The sequence below is a fragment of the Tolypothrix campylonemoides VB511288_2 genome (assembly GCF_045999855.1).
In the GTDB taxonomy this organism is placed as follows: Bacteria; Cyanobacteriota; Cyanobacteriia; order Cyanobacteriales; family Nostocaceae; genus Scytonema; species Scytonema bouteillei_A.
The window spans coordinates 143,828-166,005 of sequence record NZ_JBFPMW010000005.1; the positions used below are offsets into that span (position 1 = coordinate 143,828).

Sequence of the window (22,178 nt, forward strand, 5' to 3'; positions counted from 1 at the left end):
ATTGAATCTCAATAGATCCCCAGTAAGAATCTGTCTTAAGAGTGAGGTTGTCGCTTAAGGTTTTATAACTCAATACGGTTTTGTTAACAATGTCTCATCCTTGAAGATCCCCCCTAGACCCAATACTGCAAGGGCTCTCGAAAATTGTCGCGGCAGACAAGCACCTTTGTGCAGGGGTTGCAGGGGAGGAAAAAACGGCAAAACCCGACAAGTATTGCCCCTAGACCCCCTTCTTGAAAAGCTACGGTGGTGTACAGATCTATAGAAAAGAGATGAAACATCGTGAAAAGGGAGAATTGGAATGAAGTTCCCCCCTTTTTTAAGGGGGGTTAGGGGGGATCGAAACCGCAATGAATGCAATTGAGAAGACTTGTGTATCTTGAAAGGCTACTCCCTTCCCGCTCGAAGATTTCGAAAATTAAATGAACCGCAGAGGCGCAGAGGACACAGAGGAAAGAGGAGAAGAAGATCGGTAGTCTTATGGCGGAAAGGGAGTAGTCCTAAAGTGATTGAAAAATAAAAAGCCTGCTCGAGCAGGCTTTGTTTTTTGAAATCTTTCTCAGTCCATCTAAAATCAAATAGAAGACCTGTAGAAACTCACAACTTGAGAGTAGGAGACGCCTACAAAGTATTGGGTATGTCTCCCGAACGAGTCACTCCAGATGAATGAATACTCCCTTCTGTAAATCCGGTTGCACCAGCTTCTTTAACGAATCCGTTATAAGCTTCCATACCGTGTTCGCCAATGTCCAAGCCTTCGATTTCCTCTTCTCTAGTAACTCTGATACCCAAAGTTGCTTTCAATGCAAGCCAGAAAATTGTGCTGAGAAGAACGGTCATACCACCAACAGTGAGGACACCGAGCAACTGAACGCCCAATTGTCCCAAACCACCACCAGCAAACAAACCTTTTGCGGGACCAAGACCATCTGTGTACCAGGGGAAAGCTGCATTACCGGGACCTACAGCAAACAAACCGACTGCGAGAGTCCCCCAAACACCACATACAAGGTGAACGGAGGTGGCTCCTACTGGGTCATCAATACCAATTCTGTCAAAGAAGGTGACAGCAAAAACAACTACAACTCCCGCTACAAGACCAATGATAAAGGAACTCGGAATAGTGATGAAAGCACAGGGTGCTGTGACAGCAACCAAACCAGCCAGAATACCATTAATAATCATGGAAAGGTCTGGTTTACCCAAGTACAGCCAAGCTGTTGCTGTAGCTGCAATTCCACCAACAGCACCTGCCATGTTAGTTGTTAAAGCAATGTGAGTGATGGCATTGGGATCTGCAGCCATTGTGGAACCGGGGTTAAAACCAAACCAGCCCAACCACAGAATTAAACATCCCAAGGTAGCAATGCTCATGTTGTGACCGGGTAAGGCAACAATTTGCCCATCCTGATATTTGCCAATACGCGGTCCGAGTATTGCAGCCCCCATCAACGCAGCCCATCCACCAACCGAGTGAACGACTGTGGAACCTGCAAAATCAAAGAAACCTTTTTTGTAAAGCCAGCCCCCGCCCCAAATCCAGTGACCGGTAATAGCGTAGGCAACCCCTACAAGCAAAAGGCTGAAAATTAAAAAGTCAACAAACTTAATCCGTTCGGCAACAGCACCTGAAACAATGGTTGCTGCTGTTCCTGCAAACACGAGTTGGAATAAAAACTTAGCAGCAAGAGGTACACCAGCCCAGTTAAGAGCGCTAAATACTCCCTTATAAGCATCTCCTGTTGCAGGGCTGTTGTCTGCGCCTTGTAAGAAGAAGCCACTTAATCCGATGAAATCATTGCCATTGCCAAACATTAAGCCAAAACCAATTGCCCAAAAGGCAACAGTGGCAAGAGCAAATACAATTAGGTTTTTGGCAAGAACGTTAACTGCGTTTTTCTGACGGCAGAAACCAGTTTCTAACATACAGAAACCAGCGTTCATGAAGAATACTAGAAAGGCTGCGATCGCTACCCATAGCGTATCGAGAGCAACTTTCAAGTCTGCTGTAGTTGGTCCTGCGGGTGCAGGGGTTTGGGCAACCGCCGCACAACCCCAAGCCAGGACAATCATGCAAGCTACTGGAATACAAGCTTGCCAGCTCGGTGACAACCGTTTGATAGCTGCACTCAATTGCTTGACAATTAGCTGATTTTGTGCGCTGCTACCCTGATGTAACAACCGCCGCCTGTTTCTTTTTCTCGATTTGTTTTTGTTTGTGCTCTTTATCATCATGCTCTCAACCAATCCTTAGAAATACCGTAAAAACACGTTGAGTAAAGGTTGGATAACGTCTGAAGCTTGTAGAAGTTGTTTTTGATACTCGACATTTGGGCAAGTCGGCTGCTTACACTAACTGATTTTCATGACCTCAAGCGGTTAAGTGAACACCAGTATGTCAATAAATGAGTTTGTCGTCAATAAACTAAAGTTGCTACCTCTACAGATTTTACTAATATTCTTAAAAAATTATTATGTATTTTGCGAAACAGTCAAGACCGCTTTATTGACTCTTTACTCAATACCTTTTGAAATGACTAAAAATGGGTCAAAACCCCGATCTATCTAAGAACTCAGGAATCTAGAGATCTAATGAAAACTAGCTACTTTGTTAGCTCACCGACCATTTCGAGCGCACCATTTTAAGAAGCTTTATAAGGCTTTTTTAGGAAAATTACCTCATGGAACTCCTATTTTTCTACACTTAATACTTTTTACTTGGATTTACTGATTACTGCTTTGCCGTTTGCTCTCTAGCTCTATAGTTAAAATTCATTTCGCAAAATTATGAACTGTTAACCGGGGACTGTCAAAAGCTCTCAATTAAATCTAAGGTCAAAATGAAAATTCTCTTTTCATTCTGTAAATTTCAATACAGTTTTTTTTGAAAAAATTCTAATTTTGCTTTCAGATTTCTGTTGACTTCCTTCTCCTTTGCGGTTCATTTAATTAGGTAATCTTCAAACGAGACAGCAGTAAACTTCTCTCCAGCAAAATCTGTAGGAGTTCATTTTTTACAAACTCCCTCGCTTGTGAGTGCGATACGGTAGTATAGCCGTTAAGCGAAGCTTATCGCCCTTAGCGCAATCCGTACCCGACTTATCGCATTTGCTCGAGATATTCTTGATAACCAAGATTTTCTAGCTTTGCTTGCTTTGCCATAACTGTTTCCAATAAGTTTTGGCGGTATTGCTGCACTTGCTCAAGTAATACCGACTGATGGGTTGCTAGAATTTGTACTGCTAAAAGACCGGCATTTTGAGCATTACCGATAGCAACTGTTGCAACTGGTATCCCTGCAGGCATTTGTACTATAGAGTACAGCGAATCAACTCCTTGCAAGTGACGGCTGGGAACGGGAACGCCGATAACGGGAAGCGGAGTTAAAGATGCAACCATTCCTGGAAGATGAGCAGCACCACCAGCACCAGCAATAATAACTTTCAAACCGCGTTGGTGTGCAGATTTAGCATACTCCACCATGCGTTCTGGAGTTCGGTGAGCGCTAACAATTGCGACTTCGCAGACAACGCCAAATTCTTCACAAATTGCGATCGCTCCTTGCATGGTTGGTAAGTCTGAATCGCTACCCATAATAATGCCGACAAGGGGGTTTAAAACTGTAACTTGATTGTTTGACATAGTTGTACATTTTTGTCATTTTGTACAGGTATAGGCATAGTCGTATCCATCCTTAATTACTAAGGTTTGCCTCGGAAATGATTTAAGAGCTTGTTAGGACTACCACACGCGGATTTGTAAACCGTTAATCCGTGCCTTAATGGCAATCGACAGAGCAATAAACTGGCGTTCATTTATTGGTGTCATGACTCAAAAATCGTAGGTCTAATCCTGTTCCTGCACGTTCGGTAGAGTTGTCAATTTATGTCCAACTCTGGGTAGGTTTTACCGAACGGTCATAGGATTTTGGATTTTAGATGCGTAGATTGGGGATATTAGACTTGGGGATTAGATAGGCTGTATGTAAGATCATCTCATCTATTGACGTACATAATGCATACTGTCTTTAGTAGGATAAATTATCATGAGCAACAAAGGGTAATATGCTGTAACTTAATTCCTACCAATCTCTACCCATTGCTACTCTTGATTGGGTAGGTCTGATATAAGTTGGTCAACAAACTCTCTTAGCCGTTCTTTCCAATCAGGGATGGTTTTTAATTTTTCGCGGACACCAACTCTGACATTGAAACAAACAGGTGTTCGGTCAAATGGTGTGTCATTCAATGGTTTTGCGCCCAACTGATGTTTTTTTTGAAAAGGCATACACAACGAGTCAAAGTATTGCTATATTAATATATAGCACGAAAAAAGGTCGAACAATGGTTACGCTCACATATTGCAAAGGACTTCCTACACCAGAATACGAGTTAAATAACCTTGGTTTTACAGACTTCGAGATGTTTTTAGCAGCGTATTCGCCAATAGTTCACAAAGCGACTTGTGAGACAGTTAATCATTTACTGACGGGAAAAAAGTTTAATAAAGCTGATTGGAACACTTATCTACAGAAAACCTATAACATCAATAAACGCCATGCTAATGGTATTATCTCTGATGCTACTGGACGTGTAGACTCCGCTAAAAAATGTCGCCTCCATCATATTAATCAGTTAGAAGCCAAGTTAAAATCTGCTCTTGATTGGGTCAAAGCTGCTGAAAAACGATTATTCAACGCTCAAAAGTTTTATACTAAAAAGAACTGGCAAAAATCAAAAATGGGTTGTAAATTCCCATTATCGTGTTCGCTACAGTTTAAATCTACCAATTGGCGTTATCTCAAGTTTATTCTTCACAATAAAAACCGATATATTTATCAAACAAAACAACAACTAAAATATCTGAAAAATGCTCCTCTACAAGTATTTGTTCCCCGAAATAACGTTTTTGTAGTTGGTTCTAAAGATGAATCTTTTGGAAACCAAACTTGTCAGTGGGATGGTGACAAGATCCGGTTCAGAGTTCCTTACTGTTTAGAACCAAAATTCGGTAAGTACGTTGAAACTAAGCTTGGTAACTTTGACAGAAACATTAACAGATTACCCGATGACGGTGCTAAAACTTGGCATTTTTATCGTCAAGATGGAAAGTCTAAAGGACAGAAGCTTCTGTCCGGCGAGCTTTCCGGTAAATGGGTTGCAGCCATTCAGTTTACACCTAAAACTGTAGAACGTGTCAGCCGACCCATTCAATATGGATGCATCGGAATTGATATAAATCCCGGCTCTATCGGCTGGGCATATGTCGATTGCCAAGGTAATCTCAAAGCTAAAGGTGCCATTCCTTTGCAGATGGGATTGCCTCAGAATAAACAAACCAGACAAATAGTTAAAGTCTGTTTACAACTTGCAGAATTAGCGAAAAAGTATGCTTGTCCAATTATATGTGAGGAGTTAGACTTTTCATCTAAAAAAGCGGAGTTACGCGAAAAAGGTAGAAAGTATGCTCGAATGTTATCAAGCTGGGCATACAACCGATTTTATGAACTTAAGACAAGTATTTTAAGTAATCGTGGTATTAGCCTAATCCAGAAAAATCCAGCATTTACAAGCTTAATTGGATTAGTTAAATATTCACGAATGTATGGTGTTTCAAGTGAGATCGCTGCTGCAATTGTAATTGCTCGTAGAGGTATGAACTTGAGTGAAAGATTACCGCGTGCCATGTCCGCTTATCTGGAAATGAATTCTAGAAAACACGTATGGCACGGGTGGGTCAAAGTCAATAATTTCGTCAAGCAATGCGATGTAATACGGTCTAGGCACTCGTATTATACTGTTTCTAACTGGAGTCCATTGGTTAAGGACTATGCCGAGCGAGTAGCCACTGGTAAAAGTCGGGCGAGTTCCAAGCGCTGATCGTTAATGGATATTGCTGAAAACTTATACCGTAGAGTTTTTGTTGCTGTCCATATTTATCTACTTATGGATAGGTTTGTACAGATTTTTAGAAGCGGTTAGGCACAAGGGAAACAAGGAAGAAATACTAATACCCAACTCCGAATCAAAAAATCCAAAATCCATGCATCTAAAATCCAAAATCTTATGACTGAAGTAACGCATAACCCCTTTGCTACTCCGATAGACATTATTAACGCTAGGGTACCTGGATACAAAGAGTTACAGATGCTCTTGGTGAACGATCGGGGTATGGTTGAGCACGTTTTACCAATGTCTCAAGTTCTCGAACGAGTTCCACCAGAAAATTTACAAGTTTTGGATGTCGGTGGTGATTGGATTTCCTTAGGCGGTGTCGATTTACAAATTAACGGCGCGTTAGGATTGGCGTTTACTGACCTTTCAACAGAAAATGCTGACCGACTGACAAATATTTGTCAATTTTTGTGGAATTTGGGTATAGATGCTTTTCTACCGACGCTTGTTACAACTTCAGTAGAAAACGTTCAGCGATCGCTGGCTGTCTTTGCTGAGTATATGGCAAACCAAAAAGTGGGTGCAAAGATTCTTGGCGTGCATTTAGAAGGACCATTTTTGAACTATGGCAAGCGTGGCGCACACCCAGCAGAGTATCTTTTACCACTCAGTGTAGAAGAAGTCAAACGGATTTTGGGCGATCGCGCTCGCATCGTTAAAGTTATAACCCTAGCACCAGAGTTAGATCTCACGGGTGAAGCCATTCCGTTTTTACGTTCTTTGGATATTACCGTTAGTCTGGGGCATTCTCAAGCTACAGCCGCCCAAGCACAAAAGGCTTTTGAGTCAGGCGCAACAATGGTGACTCATGCTTTTAATGTTATGCCTCCATTACACCATCGCGAACCTGGATTGTTAGGTGCAGCAATTATCAACCCCAATGTCATGTGCGGTTTTATTGCCGATGGTCAGCACGTATCGCCAATTATGTTACAAATTTTACTTCGCGCTAGTGTTTCTCGCACCAGTCAGAAGATACACGAAAACTTGTGGAACGGGCTTTTCCTTGTCAGCGACGCCCTAGCCCCTCTAGGGTTACCCGATGGGGTGTATCCTTGGGATAATCGCCAAATAGAAGTGAAGCAGGGAACGGCACGACTGTTTGATGGAACTTTATCAGGAACAACTCTTCCTCTGTTAGCAGGCGTGCAAAACTTAGTGAAGTGGGACATATGTGACGTGGATAAAGCAATCGCCCTTGCGACTGTTGCACCGAGAAGTGCGATCGGTTTATCGACTATAATGTCTAACGTTCCTGCGACTCAACTGTTGCGCTGGCACTTAAAAGAATCCTCAAAAGAACTGTCCTGGCAAAGGATGTTGCCATATGCGTTGCCAAGCTTGGCATGAGATCGCGATCCATTGGGAAACCTCGAACACCAAACTTCATGAACGTAACTGACGATAAAACCATTGTTAAAGACTATTTTAACTCCACAGGCTTTGACCGTTGGAGACGGATTTATGGTGATGGCGAAGTCAACAAAGTTCAGCTAGATATCCGTAACGGTCATCAACAAACCGTTGATGCAGTCATATCCTGGTTGACAGCAGACAATAACTTAGCAGGAATGTCCATCTGCGATGCTGGATGTGGTGTAGGTAGTCTCAGCATTCCTCTTGCACAAGCAGGAGCGAAGGTCTATGCCAGTGATATTTCTGACAAAATGGTAGAAGAAGCCAAGGAACGGGCTCTAAATACCTTGGGACAGGGTGAAAACCCCACGTTTGCCGTGCAGGATTTAGAAACCTTAAGTGGTAGCTACCATACTGTTATCTGCTTGGATGTTCTCATTCACTATCCTCAAGATAAAGCAGCAGAGATGATTTCTCACCTTTGTTCTTTATCGCAGTCGCGACTTATTCTCAGTTTTGCACCGAAAACTTTTGCCCTCAGTATCTTGAAGAAGATCGGCAGTTTCTTTCCCGGTCCTAGCAAAGCAACTCGTGCTTATTTACACCGTGAGGCTGATGTGGTCAAGATTTTGGAAAGTAACGGATTTTCAGTGCAACGTCAATCCATGACGAAAACTAGCTTCTACTTCTCCCGCTTGCTCGAAGCGAATCGTCATAGTTAGTCATTAGTAGTTAGTCGTTAGTTATTTTAACCACTAACGATTAACTACTAACTATTTACAAAAAGTGAGGTTAGAATCACAAGCAAGGTTTCTATTTAGAGATACAGCGATATTATGAAGACTGCTGAAAAATTGGCGGCGGGTTGGCTGCTCTCACTGGGCTTTATGTTTTTGACACTATCAGCATCTGCAGCCATCCAGAAGAATTCCATGCAAAAGCCATTTCCACCATCTCCATATGGAGAGCCACAAGAAATTCTCAACAAAGAAGCTATATATGTACTGGATAATACTACCCTGCACGGGCTAGTTTTTGGTGTTCCTACCTCAATTCTGGGAGTATGGCTGGCAATGGGATTGTTCCGTCAAAGTCAGCAGGATAAAAAAGTCCTCAAGCAGCAGGCTAGCGAGGAAATGCAATCGACTTTTTACCGAATGCTCCAGGACAATGGCGGACGCGTTACACTTCTAAGCTTTGCCATGCAGTCACAACTCCCTCCTGCAACTGCTAGAAAATATTTAGACGAGCAAGCAAAAATATTTAATGCTAGTTTTAAGGTGAGTGAAGATGGAGGAATTTCTTACCACTTTGATCTTTAAATTATAGTATGAAGGGTAAAGGATAAAGGATGACAATGGAATCTGTCGGCTCTTAACCTCATCCTCTATACTTTACATTGTTTCCTTTGTATGACACGACTTTTTTTAAGCTTGGCAGCTGTATTGGGAGGTTTGTCTGTAGCTTCAGGTGCTTTTGCCTCTCATGCACTGCGAGAAAAAATCAGCGAGCGATCGCTAGAAATCTTTGAAATTGGTGCTCGCTACCAAATGTACCATGCTCTTGCACTCTTGGTAGTGGCACTGTTACTCACTCGCACGGACTCACCATCACCTACTCTTTTAGCGAGTGGATGGCTGTTTATTATTGGTATTGCCATTTTCTCAGGCAGCTTGTATGCTTTGAGCTTAAGTGGAGTGAAGTCTTTAGGAGCAATTGCACCGCTAGGAGGTGCTGCTTTAATTGCTGGGTGGGGTGCTTTGGCTTTCGCTGCTTGGAGTTTGAAGTTTTAGGAAATTTGTTCGTCTGCGTGTGGGTCGGGTGTTTCCCCTTCAGGTCTGGAATACAAGTTGTGTTGCGACCTAACTCAGTTTTCGAGCAACTGTTAACACGCTCATTTAATTGTTGAATTTTGTAGTTTTCACTGGCGTTGGGTATTGTTTGCGTGTCAATACCCAACGCCTTTTTTGTGCTGCGATCTACGCAGTCCATGAAGACTACTTACATACATCCGAAATAGGCGATCTCAGACTTGTATTTAAAATTGTCTTCATAAAAACTGCGAAATTTTTGAGAAACTTGGGATCGGAAAATACCGTGTAATAGCGAATACATTTTTTTAATTTTCTATTGTAATGACTTAAAGGTAAACGACTACGCGTCAGGGTGCATATCTTAATTTAAATGAAACTATTAAATCAACAGTGGTGAGCAAGAAGAGTTACCTTATATGATAACGATAACAAAAACCTTCCCAACAAAACTAGTTCAAACTCAACAACCATATGACACTCCATCTTATGATGTACAAGCAGCTTCTTTTCTACAAGAAGTGATTGAAAGTTTACAAGACGGGATTTTGATATTAACAAAAACAGGCGAACTTATTCACGCTAATACATCAGCTCATCATATTCTAGCTCAATTAAACAAAAACAGTGCTTGCTCTGATGTTGTACCAACTGCTATTTGGAGCCTATGCAAATCATTACTAGAAAATAAAAACTTTTTTCCAGAAGAATCTATCGTTTTGTCTAATGAAATAGCTTTAGATAAAGCAACTGTTTTTCGAGTACGTATCAGATGGTTAAACATAGATAGATTGCATCATTCTTGCTTTTTAGTCACTATTGAAAATAGATATGAATCTCTCAAGAATATTGCTCTTACAGAGATTAAAAAATATGACCTAACACCGCGTGAAGCTGAAATTTGGTGTCTTTATCGGGCTAAATTCAGCTACAAAGAAATCGCTAACCAGCTTTACATTACTGTGAATACCGTCAAAAAACATATGAAGAACATTCATGCAAAACGGCATAACAGCGATACTAACGACCTCTCAGATTAATTTTGCTCGGTCGGTCCGAGCTGTAACTGATTTCTACGATGCTGTTCGCACAAGAGTGGTGTTAGCCACAGCGCAACTACAAATTTATGAAATTAACAACACCACTCGCTAGCGCTCGACAACCAGTTCCAGTTCATTCAGTTGAGATGGGTAATTTTAAAAAAATTCAAATTAAACATTACCCTTACGGGTACTACCCTCACAGATAATAATCCTTTATCTTGTAATCTTAGATACCTTGTAAACATTAACGTACCCTTTGAGGCTAAAGTCTGAATCTACACATTTCATGACTCCTTCTCTGTAGTTCTTATCTACAAGCAATTTAGGTGAATCGTGTCTTTGTAGTTTTACGATCGCAGTCATTGGGTAATTTTACAAGAGGTCTACTACAGAAACGGGATATCTTTCATACTCAGTCAAAAGTCAACTCGATACTGACTTTTGACTTTTTACCTTAATGTTGAAAATAGGAACTCCGGAAGAGTGATTTCCAGAAACAATAGGGGTCAGGAATTAGGGGTTAGAGATTAGAGAAGGGTCATTTCAAGACAAATATTGTGCGCGACGCCTGTCAATATCCATCTCGAGCCAAGTACGATTGGATCGTAGCAAGACGGGTCTAACAGTCAGTTATTCAACTCTTAAAAAAATCATTGATTATGATTGGGGATTCTTTTGCAATCGCAGTAATGTATTGTATATTTGCCGTTTTAATTCCTCATTATTTTGAACTTCTAAAGTAATTTGGTTGAATCTATCAATAGTCATTCCATTATCTTCAACAACTTTTTGATAGCGCTGGCAATAATTCACTGCAATATCTTTAGCTTTGTTTGGCAAACTATTAAAACTGTTTTTATTGTTGCAAACTATTTGAGGAACATCTTTACTACCAACCATCTTTTTAATTTCATCAAAAGCCTGTTGGCGCAAGGGTTCCATTGTTAACATTGTTTTGGCGTAGCTGGTTACTTCATTGGAAGTGACTGTTGGCGGATTTTGAGCGTAAGCTTTTGAGTTTAAGATCCAAACACTAGAAACTAAACTAGCAGTAGCAATAAAGCCCACAAAAATAGACTGGGAGAGTATCCGAATTAGATTAAGTCGGAGCAATCGATGGGAAATTTTCTTCATCAGCTTTATACAAAACAACTACAGCGGGGATATCTTAATTTACTCTGAATTATTTTGTGAGAAAGAAGTTCCACAAAAGGTGTACTCTTCTGTACTATCCCTGATTTCTAATGTTATTTTCCCCGACAGACTAGGCAAAGTTCTATGACTTTAGTTTGTAGTACTGATGTTTCTGAGTTTCCCTGTTTGAGACTAACTTCCAAATCCAGTAGTATCGGTAAACAGGAGATCAGTTGTTTTACAGAGATAAACTTAACGTCTTTCTGCAAAAAATAAACTCGATTAAAATTGGCTACTTCTGCAGCCTTAGCGATCGCTTGCAGATTGCGTTCTCCGCTTTCCACCATCAGCTTAACCCACAACCAAGTGCGAAACTGACCGATGAGGGTAGCCACGATCCGTAAAGGGGGTTCGCAAGCATCGATCAAGTCTGTCAAAATCATCAAAGCTCGAACTGTGTCTCCTGTTCTAATTGCTTCTGCTAATTTTAAGCTACTTTGAGTCGTATTTCTAACTAACTGAGCGATAACGTCTGTATCTAAAGGTTTCGTGCTACCCTCAGCATAAAGCCGTAGTTTTTCGAGTTCGTTATATAGTAAGCGTGTATCATTTCCCACTGCTTCTACTAACATCTCCACACCCCCAGGCGTCAGTTTGACACCTACAGTTTGGGCGGCTTGATTGACGGATTGTATCAGGGCTTCCGTTTTCCAAGGTGGCGTCAGAGAAAATTCTCGAAATTCAGCAAACTTTTTCAGAAGTTTGGTAGACTTGAGACGCTCATCAGGCTTGTTGCCGCTTGTTAGCAATAAGTAGGAGTTAGGAGCAATGACAGGCAAAGTTCTTTCCAATTCAGAAAGTAAACTTTCCGGGCACTGCTGGCAAATGGTACTATTTGGAAGCCATACCAAACGACCACCTGCACCAAATGGCGGTGTCATGACTAGATTTAAGGCTTGGATTGGCGCATCTGTGTCCTCATCTGACACTACAGTGTAGTTAAAACTAGCCCATAATGGATCGAGTAGGCGATCGCGCAGGAGAGAAACTTCTTTTTCGATGGCAAAATCATCCTCTCCCCAGTAGACATGGATTGGCATATCAAAAACTAAATACTTCTTAAATCAAGTAGTGAAGTTGACTGCTGTTGCCTACAATCAATAAGCGTGAGAGTGCGAGGATATATAGGTTGGACGACAACTATCAAACTTACTTAAATAGAGTAGCGCGGATGACGCTGTTAGAAGCCTACAGAACACAAATTCAGCATATTCAGGAATCTTCCAAATTTCAGCCGCTTCCGACTGGAGGAAGAAAAGCAGTCCCTTTTCCCGGTTATACAGTTATAACCCCTCCCCAAGAAGAGGACTCACAAAACACAGATTTCTACAAATATTTACAAAACTACCAAGAGGAACTTTTAAAGTTACCTGTCAACAACACGGAAACGATCGTACCCGTTCCTCCTGCTAGCTTTCATTTGACGCTGGCGGATTTAATTTGGGATAGTGCTTACCGAGACGCTTGTGAAAAGAATCCAAAGTTCGACGAGCAGTTGCGATCGCTCTTTGCGGGAATTTTCCAACAGTACCAGCAATCAATAACACCCCCATCTCAACCAATACGCTGGCAAATGCAAGGGCTAACAGTTATGCCAAGAGCTATAGGTATATGTTTAGTACCTCAAGATAAGTACTCCTACGAGCAAATTATTAACTTTCGTCGCACAATTTATCAAAACTCCAATCTTCTGCCATTAGGAATTGAACAACACTATCACTTAACAGCACACGTTACTTTAGGATACTTCGGGGACGTTTCCCCCAGTGTAGAGCGCGATAACTTAGCTTCCATATTTGACAATCTCAATCAGCAATTGATAGAAAATGCACCCGCATTTCTCATACACCGTGCTGAGTTACGAAAATTTGACGATATGACTCGCTATTATCGGGAACCAGATTGGCCAATATTGAATTTCGGATGAGTTAGTCGTTAGTGGTTAGTTGATAGCTACTAACCACTAACCACCAACCACTAACCACTAACATAGTTTTCAAATGAATTTGCCCATCCATCCGATTATGGAACAGAGTTTTGCTGTCATTGACAGCGAAATTGGCGACCATAATTTTACCAGTGCTGAGTACGCCATCGTTCGCCGGGTTATTCACAGCACCGCTGATTTTGAGTTCAAGCACCTCATACAATTTTCCGAAAAAGCGATCCAAGTGGGAATCGAAGCTCTACATCGACGTGTCCCCATCGTGACTGATGTCGGTATGGTCAAGCAAGGAGTTGCAGGGTTAGTAGCCCAAACCTTTGGCAATCCTTTAATAAGTGCTGTGGAAATTGCTCAAACACCACTTCCAGGCAAAACACGCACGGAAACTGGTTTATTGCAATGCTATAAGGAATTCCCAGAAGCAATTTTTGCCATTGGTAATGCTCCTACAGCTTTACTCGCCCTTTGCCAACAATTGACAACACCTTCAGTGCAACTTCCTGCTTTAGTGATTGGTGCTCCTGTGGGCTTTATTTCTGTTGTAGAGTCAAAAGCTGCACTGGCAAATACTACCGTGCATCAAATTCGAGTGGAAGGGCGCAAAGGCGGTTCTCCAGTTGCTGCTGCGATTGTTAATGCTTTAATTACCCTGGCTTGGGAGTGTTAGTCGTTGGTAGCGACTAGAAGTTACTAGCCCCGAAAATTTTGATAAGCAATATACGTCGCTTCCAAAAACACATCAGAGGACGTGTTTTCAGGTATTGTCTCCAAATGAAGAATTTCTTGAACATCTTTAGCAAGTCGCAAAGCGACTGAAGCTCTTGCTTTTGCTGTCATACCACCTCGTCTGTGCAAATATTCTTTAATCACAGCAAAATCATCTGGTAGTATGACTGAGAAATCGGTAGCTTGTAGCAATTTATCTGCCTCTTGCTTCGCCTGTTCTGATAAAGTAAAAGTCCTCGACGCAGGTACAGTTTGATTTTGAATGACAATTGTACCGGCTGCTAAATCTCCCACACGCTTTTCACTTCGAGCAAACATAATCAGAAAAGCACCAATAAATAAAAACTCATCAATCGGTCTTAGCAGAGCACGCAATGTCGTTTGTGGCAACCCTACAGGTCTACCATCATCTCGAACAACGCGAATCTTGGCAACTCGTTTACCAGGAGTTTGGCCTTGCCAAAGTGTTTCAAAAATTACAAAATATCCTGCATAAATTGTAAAGCCAAAGAGGGATGCGATCGCAATCAACCAGAGAGCGGCTTTGCTACCAAAAATAGATGTCCAGATCGCGCTCAATTGGACGGATACCGTTGTCCACGTAACAATTAACGCCACCATAATTGCAGCTAAAACATGATAGTCAATCAGTAACGCCCACGCACGATTGCCAATACCAGCTAGAGTAAATTCTAATTCCACACTTTCCGGTGTACGAAATTTTACACGATTAAATATATGCATAAGTAATTTGACATAATGAAAATGAATGAGTGAGGAGCGTTATTTGCCATCAGTCACTGGTAAATCCAGTCCTGTTAGCAGGTGTCCGGGCGAAGGGAACTAATAAACCCGGAAAGCCATTGTTTAAATTTCTGAATCTCGTATTCTCAAGCCCAATCCTTCACGACGGCTTCGCAAGTCATAGTAAATAACCGCTTTAATTGACTGCCAAAATGGAACGACCAAAGCACCACCAATCAAAGTAATAACTAGACGTAGCAAAGATAAGAGTATGGCGTAGCCCGGATTATCCCGGACTATAGCCTCTGATATTCCTTGAATAATGGCACTCACAAAAGTAAACGGAAGTTGTATGGGAAAAGTAATTAAATAGGCAACAAATAATATAGCCGCAATTCGCCACACATGTCCTTTTGTTAATTCCCAGCTTCGACTGATAGTTGAAGTTCCATCAACATTATCTTCAATAGCAAGGGGAATTTCAACAAGACAAAACCGGGCTTGTACCCACAATATAGCTCCTGCAATAAGTGGGATCAAAAGAAGTACTAATAATAAAATTGTCATGACAACTACAGGATTGACAGCTGCGCCACTTGTCTGACTTGCAACAAACATCCCAGTTAAAATTCCACCAAAAATAGCAAAGGGGATGATTATAACTATAGCCAATCCCATACCAATGGCAAACATTAATAAGCCCATAACTAAAAATTGCCACAGTCGAGAATTCACAAAACGACGACCGCTTTCAACGCTTTCGGGTTGACTGACTAATTCACCAAATGCCAAACGGGATATTAAAGCCAAATTAGCCGAACATTTTGCCCAACCATAGACAGGTACAAATATCCATAAATACGCAATAGATGCCAGCGTAAGATAAGACTTAAGATGAGAACTGTATAATTTCAGTCCTGCACTGACAACGTTACCAAGACTGAGAGGTTGTATGGGGCTCGGAGAACCGGGATTATAGGACATAATTTCAAAGACGCCGATCGAGTGGAGCAGTGAATTTGAGGCTATCTTAAGTTAATTAATACTTAGTATTCCCAAACTTTATGAATATTCAACGTTGGATTGCTCGACGAGAACCAAATTGGCAGCGTCTTGATGCCTTATTAAGCCAGGTTGAGAAAAAAGGGTTAAAATCGCTGAATTCCAGTGAAATTAGAGAATTAGCAAGTTTGTATCGCTCGGTTGCTGCAGATTTGGCACGCGCCCGCACCCAGCAACTTGGTAACACATTACTACAAAATTTACATCTTTTAACAAACAGAGCCTATGCACAAATTTATCAAGGTTCGCGCCGTCAGGAATGGCAAGCAGTGCTGCAATTTTATCGTTGGGGACTACCATCACTCGTGCAGCAAACCTTTCCCTACATTGCTGCAGCTTTCGGGACGTTTTTATTAGGAGCATTAGTCGCTTGGTGGTACGCATGGCATGATCCGGCTTTTTTGTCTGGTGTAGTGCCAGAACGGTTAATCAAAATGGTGCGAGACGAGCATAAACTTTGGATGGGGTCGATCGTGGGTATTGAACCTTTAGCTTCAAGCGGTATTACAATCAATAATCTGTCGGTATCTTTTGGTGCTGTTGCAGGTGGGATGACAGCCGGATTTTACACGGCTTACTTGATGGTGTTTAACGGCTTGTTAATTGGTGCCATTGCTACACTTGTGGGGCAAAATAATCTTGCGTATCCATTTTGGGCTTTTGTTTTGCCACATGGAGCGTTAGAGTTACCTGCAATCTTTTTAGCAGGTGGGGCAGGTTTTTTAATAGGAAGAGCCATTTTATTTCCCGGTAAATACCGCCGCATGGATGCGCTTAAGTTCTATGGTTCTAAGGCAGTACAGCTAGTTTTTGGGATTGTACCAATGTTAGTTGTTGCTGGTATCATTGAAGGATTTTTCTCTCCCAATCCCTCTGTGCCAGATCCGGTGAAGTATATTGTGGGCATGGGATTATTTGTGTTTTTAGTAGCTTATTTCAGCCGTCGGCAAAAAGCTATTTAACATTTGTCAAAATAAATTGTCAGGGTCTGGAAAATCCTCGAATTTTTTAAAAATGCGGTGATTTGACTAATATCACTTCTCAAATCTAACCTGAATTAAACAGAAATGAATAATGCAGGAACTTATTGCCTGCTAAGCTTTAGGGGAATGTCAGTGGAAAGTTTTTCAGGTGACAATGCTCGCGCATCCCAAATTTGCGCGAGCATACTGCAACACCCAGTCATTGTGAATTAATATATTTTGAGAAAAAATAATACAAAATTTAAATAGACTCAAATAGTTACCCTTGGCTGTATAATGATAATTATGTTCACGTAGCAAGAAAAACCAGAAATTAATTGATGGTATGACACAAGTTGTTAATGGAGTCAAGTAAATGCTGTTAGGTTTTAAGACAGAATTGAAATTAAATAACCAACAGCGAACAGAGTTACTAAAACATTGTGGTGTGGCACGTCATGCGTGGAACTGGGGATTAGGTTTAACCAAGCAAATTCTTGATTGGAACGAAGAAAATCCTACAGAGAAAATCAAGTTTCCGACGGCAATTGACTTACATAAATGGTTAGTAGCATTAGTAAAATCAGAGTGCCCTTGGTATTACGAATGTTCTAAATCTACACCACAAGGAGCTCTAAGAGCGTTGAGAATTGCTTGGAAGTATTGTTTTGAAAAGAAGAAAGGAGTTCCACAATTTAAAAAGAAAGGACAGCACGACAATTTTACTTTAGAAGGCACTGTCAAAATTCTCGGGAATTGTAAAATTCAAGTTCCAAAGATTGGTGTATTGAAAACCTATGAACGACTTCCCTTCGGGTTCGCAGTCCCCTACGGCGGGTTTCCCGCCTGCAGGGCTGTCTCACCCCAAGTTCAACCGAAATCAGTCACCATCAGTCGTGAAGCTGATAGATGGTTTATTTCACTCAGGTTTGATGTACCACGCGAAGCTCTCCGGGTAGAAGATTCTATCCGGCAGACTTCGCAACAAGAATCACTCAATGTCAGCATTGTAGGCGTTGACCTTGGTGTTTTGAATTTAGCAACATTGTCCACTGGTGAGATTATTGAAGGAGCTAAATCGTACAAAAAATACAAAGACAAGTTAGCTAGAATGCAATGGCTGAATCGCCATAAAATTCAAGGCTTAGCTAACTGGAAAAAAGCCCAAATGCAAGTAGCTAGGCTGCATAGAAAGATAGCCAACATCCGAAAAGATACATTACACAAGTTGACCACATTATTAGCCAAGAACCACGGTGTAATAGTTATTGAAGACTTGAACGTATCAGGCATGATGGCTAACGGCAAGCTAGCAGCAAGCATTCAAGATATGGGATTTTTTGAATTTCGTAGACAGCTAACCTACAAGTGCGAACTGTATGGCTCAAAGCTTGTCATTGCTGATAGATGGTTCCCCAGTTCTAAGACTTGCTCCAAGTGTGGAACAGTTAAAAAAGAACTGTCTCTTAAAGAAAGGACTTTTGAGTGTGATTGCGGTCTGAGTTTAAACAGAGACTTGAACGCTGCAATCAACCTTAAGAATTATTCGTCCATCGCTGCTAGTTAGGCAGTGTGAGCCTGTGGACTGGAGGATGCCGACATCACCAGAGTGAAGCAGGAATTAAGCATCAAAGTGAAAGCTAGATACCAGTGACGAGAAATGTCTAGCATTGATTAGCTTTGAGTAGGTCTTTTATAACGGCTTCTACCAACTGACGTTACTCAAGGAGATCGATCGTGTCGAGCCTTTTAGGTACAAATCTTAGTGGAGTTTCTTACTGGTCCAGTGAACTACCATTTTTAGATGTCTTCAAAACAGCTGCCTCGTGGTTTCCACAGAAGCCGGGACTCTGGAATGCTGGAAGCGATATAAAACTCAACTTGGATGAGAATGGTTGGGTAAAATCATTACCCAAGGTAGGAGACCCAAATCCCCAGTACACTTCTGTTGCAACGTTAATCAATCGCATTTCCCTTGCTCCTGGGGTAAAAGAAAATTATCCTGGGGGCAAATATGTGGTGCTGTACGAAGGCGAAGGTAAATTGGAGTATGGATTTGATGCCAAACTAGATGCAGCGAGTTCCAAGCCAGGTCGAGATGTTATTGATGTCAATCCTTCAGGTTCGGGCATTTATCTGAAACTGACCGAAACAGATCCCAACGGTACGGGAAATTACATTCGCAATGTTCGCATCGTACCGGAAGCTTACGAAAAAACTTACAAGACCCAAATTTTTAATCCCACCTTTGTAGAGAAAATTGATAATTTTTCTACACTCAGGTTTATGGATTGGATGGGAACTAATGGTTCCGACCAAGGCGAGTGGAAGAATCGACCAACAACGGCAACGTCAAACTACACTTACAGCAATAAAGGCGTGCCAGTAGAAGTGATGGTGGAACTGGCAAATAAAACGGGAGCAAATCCTTGGTTTACAATTCCCCATCAAGCCACAGATGAGTATGTCGCCAACTTTGCCAAGATCGTCAAAGAAAAGCTCGATCCAAAGCTCAAAGTTTACGTGGAATATTCCAATGAGGTTTGGAATTCTCAGTTCGAGCAATTTCATTGGGCAAACGAGCAAGGAAAAAAAATTGGTGGCGACTGGTTGGATTGGCAAAGCCGCCGTACCGAACAGGTAGGTGATATTTGGGATAAGGAGTTTGGCAACGAGAAAGATCGTGTCGTGACAGTCCTCGGTAGCCAAGCTGCAAACCCGTGGGTTACCGAGCAATTGATGAAGAAAGTGCAAGCCTACGATCCCAACTTCACAGTTGATGCTGTTGGTATTGCTCCCTATGTTGGATTCAATGTATCACCGCAACAAGAAGCTGAAGTAGAGAGTTGGACAAAGCAATCAGATGGTGGTTTAGCGAAAGTTTTTGACTACTTGAATAAGACTGCACTGCCAAAAACACTGGAGCACATCACCAACAATAAAGAAATCACTGATAAATATGGTGTAAATTTAGTTGCCTATGAAGGGGGACAGCACTTAGTTGGCATCAAAGGCGTCGAGAACAATGAAGCCATTATGAAAATGTTTATCAATGCCAACCGCGATCCCCGTATGGGAGAGCTGTATGGCAAGTACCTAGAGAGTTGGGATAAGCTGACCGATGGTAGCGCGTTTGTGAATTTTTCTGATATTGGCACGCCAAATAAATGGGGTTCTTGGGGTGCTTTGGAACACCTTTACCAACCTACTTCCTCAAAGTGGGAAGCGCTGCAAGACTTCATTGAAACTCATAGTAACCCCAGTACCACCCCTCTTCCTATCAAAGACGCAAAGGCAACTGATGGGAACGACGAATTGAATGGTACCAATAACAACGATATCTTAAATGGCAAAGGTGGCAATGACTCCTTGCGAGGGAAACAAGGGAACGATATCCTCAACGGTGGCAAGGGTGATGACACACTTGTAGGAGGAGAAGGTTTTGATGTTTTGATTGGGGGTTCGGGCAAAGATCGTCTTTGGGGTGGTCAGGGGAATGACTATCTCATCGGTGGTGAAGGAGAAGATCGGCTTTCCGGTGGTAAGGGTCGCGATCGCTTTGTCTACAACAGCTTGAAAGAAGGAGGAGACACAATTGTTGATTTTGACCCCACTCAGGATACTATCGACTTGCGTCGCATCTTCAACAGCTCGATGTATGACAACTCATCGCAACGATTCTCCAAATACGTTGAATTAAAACAAGTTGCTTCCGGTACAGCAGTTCGTATTGACAGGGATGGCGATACCAAATTTAGTAAGTTTGATAACTTCTTGGTGTTGGAAAAAGTTAACGTCTCTCAATTGAGTGCAAACAACTTTATTGTTGTTTAGTGGGGAGTATCCCAAATTTGCCTCAGAATAGAATTCTGGGGCTACACAAACAAAGCCTGCCTGCGCAGGCTTTAAATAAAGTCCTTACAGGCGGACGAGCGTTTGTATAATAGGCGTGATTTCAATCGCAGGCGTGTTTTTTCACTCATTGGGATGCTCCCTATTTAAGAGGCTCATTGTGGAAGCGAAAGTAGCCAAAATGAGTTAAACTTTACGGCTCACTATCTTCAAATCCAAACCTTCTTTACGACAGCGAATATCGTAGTAAACAACAGCTTTGACTGATTGCCAAAAAGGCATTGTTAAGATTCCTGTCACTGTATTTAATACAAAAAACAATAAGAATCCTAAAGAAGAATCATTGTTAGGATTATTTAAGAAAAATTGAAAAAATATACCTAAAAATCCTCCTATCAATAAACTGCAAACAAACCAAGATAACGTGAGTAGAGGGAATGTTATCAATAGAGAAATAAAAATAATTCCTAAAATACGTTTAATGTGACCTCTGGTGAGCTTCCAGCTTCTATTAATGGCTTGAAAGGAGTTGATCTTGTCTAAAACTAAAGGTAAATCTGTAACAAAAAAGTAAGTATAAAACCAAAAAGGGCTAACGTATATAGCAGTAACTGTTGGTACTATAATTGCGAGAAATAAAGAACTACTAAATGGATTTGCCATCGTTCTTGGCGAAGAGCCTGTAACCAAAGAAATGATTATGAAGAGAAGTCCAGCAATTAGAGAAGATAAGATATAAAAGACCAAAAATAGTATACAGACTGTTAAAAAAACAATTATGACTGTTGATAAAAACTTCCAAAAGTTACGATTTACGTGGCTTTTTGCAGCTTGAATAGTTTCTGGATGACCGATTAAATCTTGAAAAGCTAAACGAGATATTAAACCAGCGATCGCATAAAATTTAGCCCAACCGTAAATGGGAACTAACACCCATAAATGTGCAGTGAATGCTAATTGAAAATACTGTTTTAAGTGAGAGCGGTATAAATAAAAACTTAAGTTAACAACATTACCGATGCTAAGCTGCTGCATTCAATTAAAATTCAAACAACGAACAATCCATCATAACCATTGCAACAATCCTCCGCGATCGGTGTAAATTCTACATTTGTACTTGGCTCGAGGTTTGAGACGTTGCAGGCACTGCGTTAGCTGTATTTCCAGAGCTTTGCAAGTGTTCTGTATTGTGGGGCATATCCGGCAATGTTGTCTCATCGGTGGAGGTTGTAACACCTTGTGAAGGCGCTTCATCGTTACCGGAAGTTGTTGCTGTCTTATCTTCTATAAAGAATGCTTCTTGAGGTGGAATCGATAGAACTTCAACTTCTTCAGCATATGCTCGAGTATAAGTTCCTAGTGACAGAGAGAGCGCCAACGAAATCAAGCCTAACTTCACAACGTTGCGGGTGTTGAATTTGGGTTGTTGTGTTAGAAGGTTTTTCATAGGACTCCAGTATAGATAGTTCGGTGCGTTTTATTAAATCAATCTATCCGTATCTACACTGGGGCTTTCGGCGGTTTCGGAA

Annotated in this window: 20 protein-coding genes; 11 read left to right on the top strand and 9 right to left on the bottom strand. The window is 41.4% G+C overall.

The window, feature by feature from the left end:
* Window positions 1-621: 621 nt before the first annotated feature.
* The 3 genes from AB0756_RS17105 to AB0756_RS17115 all read right to left on the bottom strand — a co-directional run bounded on the left by AB0756_RS17105 (window position 622) and on the right by AB0756_RS17115 (window position 4,287).
* Window positions 622-2,232 (bottom strand): ammonium transporter, encoded by a 1,611-nt coding sequence (locus AB0756_RS17105; protein ID WP_038081514.1) that lies wholly within the window; start codon window positions 2,230-2,232, stop codon window positions 622-624.
* 867 nt (window positions 2,233-3,099) lie between these two features.
* On the bottom strand, window positions 3,100-3,642 hold the full coding sequence (purE, locus tag AB0756_RS17110; protein WP_038081474.1) for a 5-(carboxyamino)imidazole ribonucleotide mutase: 543 nt from the start codon (window positions 3,640-3,642) through the stop codon (window positions 3,100-3,102).
* A gap of 459 nt (window positions 3,643-4,101) precedes the next feature.
* Entirely contained in the window at window positions 4,102-4,287 is a 186-nt protein-coding gene (locus AB0756_RS17115; protein WP_038081475.1) for a hypothetical protein, read from the bottom strand.
* A gap of 56 nt (window positions 4,288-4,343) precedes the next feature.
* Here AB0756_RS17115 and AB0756_RS17120 point away from each other — a divergent pair, with 56 nt between their 5' ends.
* From AB0756_RS17120 to AB0756_RS17145, 6 genes are all read left to right on the top strand, one after another.
* Window positions 4,344-5,879, top strand: a complete 1,536-nt coding sequence (locus AB0756_RS17120; RefSeq protein ID WP_038081476.1) for a hypothetical protein — start codon at window positions 4,344-4,346, stop codon at window positions 5,877-5,879.
* A gap of 186 nt (window positions 5,880-6,065) precedes the next feature.
* Window positions 6,066-7,304, top strand: coding sequence for an N-acetylglucosamine-6-phosphate deacetylase (gene nagA, locus AB0756_RS17125; protein ID WP_038081477.1), 1,239 nt, complete (start codon window positions 6,066-6,068; stop codon window positions 7,302-7,304).
* Between the two features lie 38 nt (window positions 7,305-7,342).
* The gene (gene bchM, locus AB0756_RS17130) at window positions 7,343-8,032 is read left to right on the top strand and encodes a magnesium protoporphyrin IX methyltransferase (RefSeq protein WP_038081480.1); all 690 of its coding nucleotides are present in this window, start codon (window positions 7,343-7,345) and stop codon (window positions 8,030-8,032) included.
* A gap of 114 nt (window positions 8,033-8,146) precedes the next feature.
* Window positions 8,147-8,632, top strand: a complete 486-nt coding sequence (locus tag AB0756_RS17135) for a hypothetical protein (RefSeq protein ID WP_038081483.1) — start codon at window positions 8,147-8,149, stop codon at window positions 8,630-8,632.
* Between the two features lie 90 nt (window positions 8,633-8,722).
* Complete coding sequence (locus AB0756_RS17140) at window positions 8,723-9,103, top strand: DUF423 domain-containing protein (RefSeq protein ID WP_050045962.1); 381 nt, start codon at window positions 8,723-8,725, stop codon at window positions 9,101-9,103.
* Between the two features lie 437 nt (window positions 9,104-9,540).
* Entirely contained in the window at window positions 9,541-10,161 is a 621-nt protein-coding gene (locus tag AB0756_RS17145; protein WP_038081488.1) for a helix-turn-helix transcriptional regulator, read from the top strand.
* A gap of 660 nt (window positions 10,162-10,821) precedes the next feature.
* Here the strand turns inward: AB0756_RS17145 and AB0756_RS17150 are convergent.
* Entirely contained in the window at window positions 10,822-11,298 is a 477-nt protein-coding gene (locus AB0756_RS17150; protein WP_038081490.1) for a DUF4168 domain-containing protein, read from the bottom strand.
* A 113-nt stretch (window positions 11,299-11,411) separates the two neighbouring features.
* Window positions 11,412-12,398, bottom strand: a complete 987-nt coding sequence (gene holA / locus AB0756_RS17155; RefSeq protein WP_038081493.1) for a DNA polymerase III subunit delta — start codon at window positions 12,396-12,398, stop codon at window positions 11,412-11,414.
* Between the two features lie 89 nt (window positions 12,399-12,487).
* Between holA and AB0756_RS17160 the strand changes: the two genes are divergently transcribed.
* Window positions 12,488-13,285 (top strand): DUF1868 domain-containing protein, encoded by a 798-nt coding sequence (locus AB0756_RS17160; RefSeq protein ID WP_082051724.1) that lies wholly within the window; start codon window positions 12,488-12,490, stop codon window positions 13,283-13,285.
* 73 nt (window positions 13,286-13,358) lie between these two features.
* Window positions 13,359-13,970 carry a cobalt-precorrin-8X methylmutase gene (locus AB0756_RS17165; RefSeq protein WP_038081498.1) on the top strand — a complete coding sequence of 204 codons (612 nt, stop codon included), beginning with the start codon at window positions 13,359-13,361 and terminating at the stop codon, window positions 13,968-13,970.
* A 23-nt stretch (window positions 13,971-13,993) separates the two neighbouring features.
* Here AB0756_RS17165 and AB0756_RS17170 read toward each other — a convergent pair whose 3' ends face one another.
* Window positions 13,994-14,773: an RDD family protein gene (locus tag AB0756_RS17170; RefSeq protein ID WP_038081500.1), complete on the bottom strand. Its 780-nt coding sequence runs from the start codon at window positions 14,771-14,773 to the stop codon at window positions 13,994-13,996.
* A 123-nt stretch (window positions 14,774-14,896) separates the two neighbouring features.
* On the bottom strand, window positions 14,897-15,757 hold the full coding sequence (locus AB0756_RS17175; protein ID WP_038081502.1) for a hypothetical protein: 861 nt from the start codon (window positions 15,755-15,757) through the stop codon (window positions 14,897-14,899).
* 80 nt (window positions 15,758-15,837) lie between these two features.
* Between AB0756_RS17175 and AB0756_RS17180 the strand changes: the two genes are divergently transcribed.
* The 3 genes from AB0756_RS17180 (at window position 15,838) to AB0756_RS17190 (ending at window position 20,631) form a co-directional block, all read left to right on the top strand.
* Window positions 15,838-16,797, top strand: coding sequence for a stage II sporulation protein M (locus AB0756_RS17180; RefSeq protein ID WP_038081504.1), 960 nt, complete (start codon window positions 15,838-15,840; stop codon window positions 16,795-16,797).
* A 376-nt stretch (window positions 16,798-17,173) separates the two neighbouring features.
* Window positions 17,174-18,364, top strand: coding sequence for an RNA-guided endonuclease InsQ/TnpB family protein (locus AB0756_RS17185; RefSeq protein ID WP_038081505.1), 1,191 nt, complete (start codon window positions 17,174-17,176; stop codon window positions 18,362-18,364).
* A gap of 170 nt (window positions 18,365-18,534) precedes the next feature.
* On the top strand, window positions 18,535-20,631 hold the full coding sequence (locus tag AB0756_RS17190) for a type I secretion C-terminal target domain-containing protein (protein ID WP_038081506.1): 2,097 nt from the start codon (window positions 18,535-18,537) through the stop codon (window positions 20,629-20,631).
* A gap of 204 nt (window positions 20,632-20,835) precedes the next feature.
* Here the strand turns inward: AB0756_RS17190 and AB0756_RS17195 are convergent, their stop codons facing one another.
* Window positions 20,836-21,684: a hypothetical protein gene (locus AB0756_RS17195; protein ID WP_038081507.1), complete on the bottom strand. Its 849-nt coding sequence runs from the start codon at window positions 21,682-21,684 to the stop codon at window positions 20,836-20,838.
* Window positions 21,685-21,754: 70 nt separating this feature from the next.
* A complete protein-coding gene (locus AB0756_RS17200) occupies window positions 21,755-22,096 on the bottom strand; it encodes a hypothetical protein (RefSeq protein ID WP_050045961.1) in 342 nt (113 codons plus the stop codon).
* Between the last annotated feature and the right edge of the window lie 82 nt (window positions 22,097-22,178).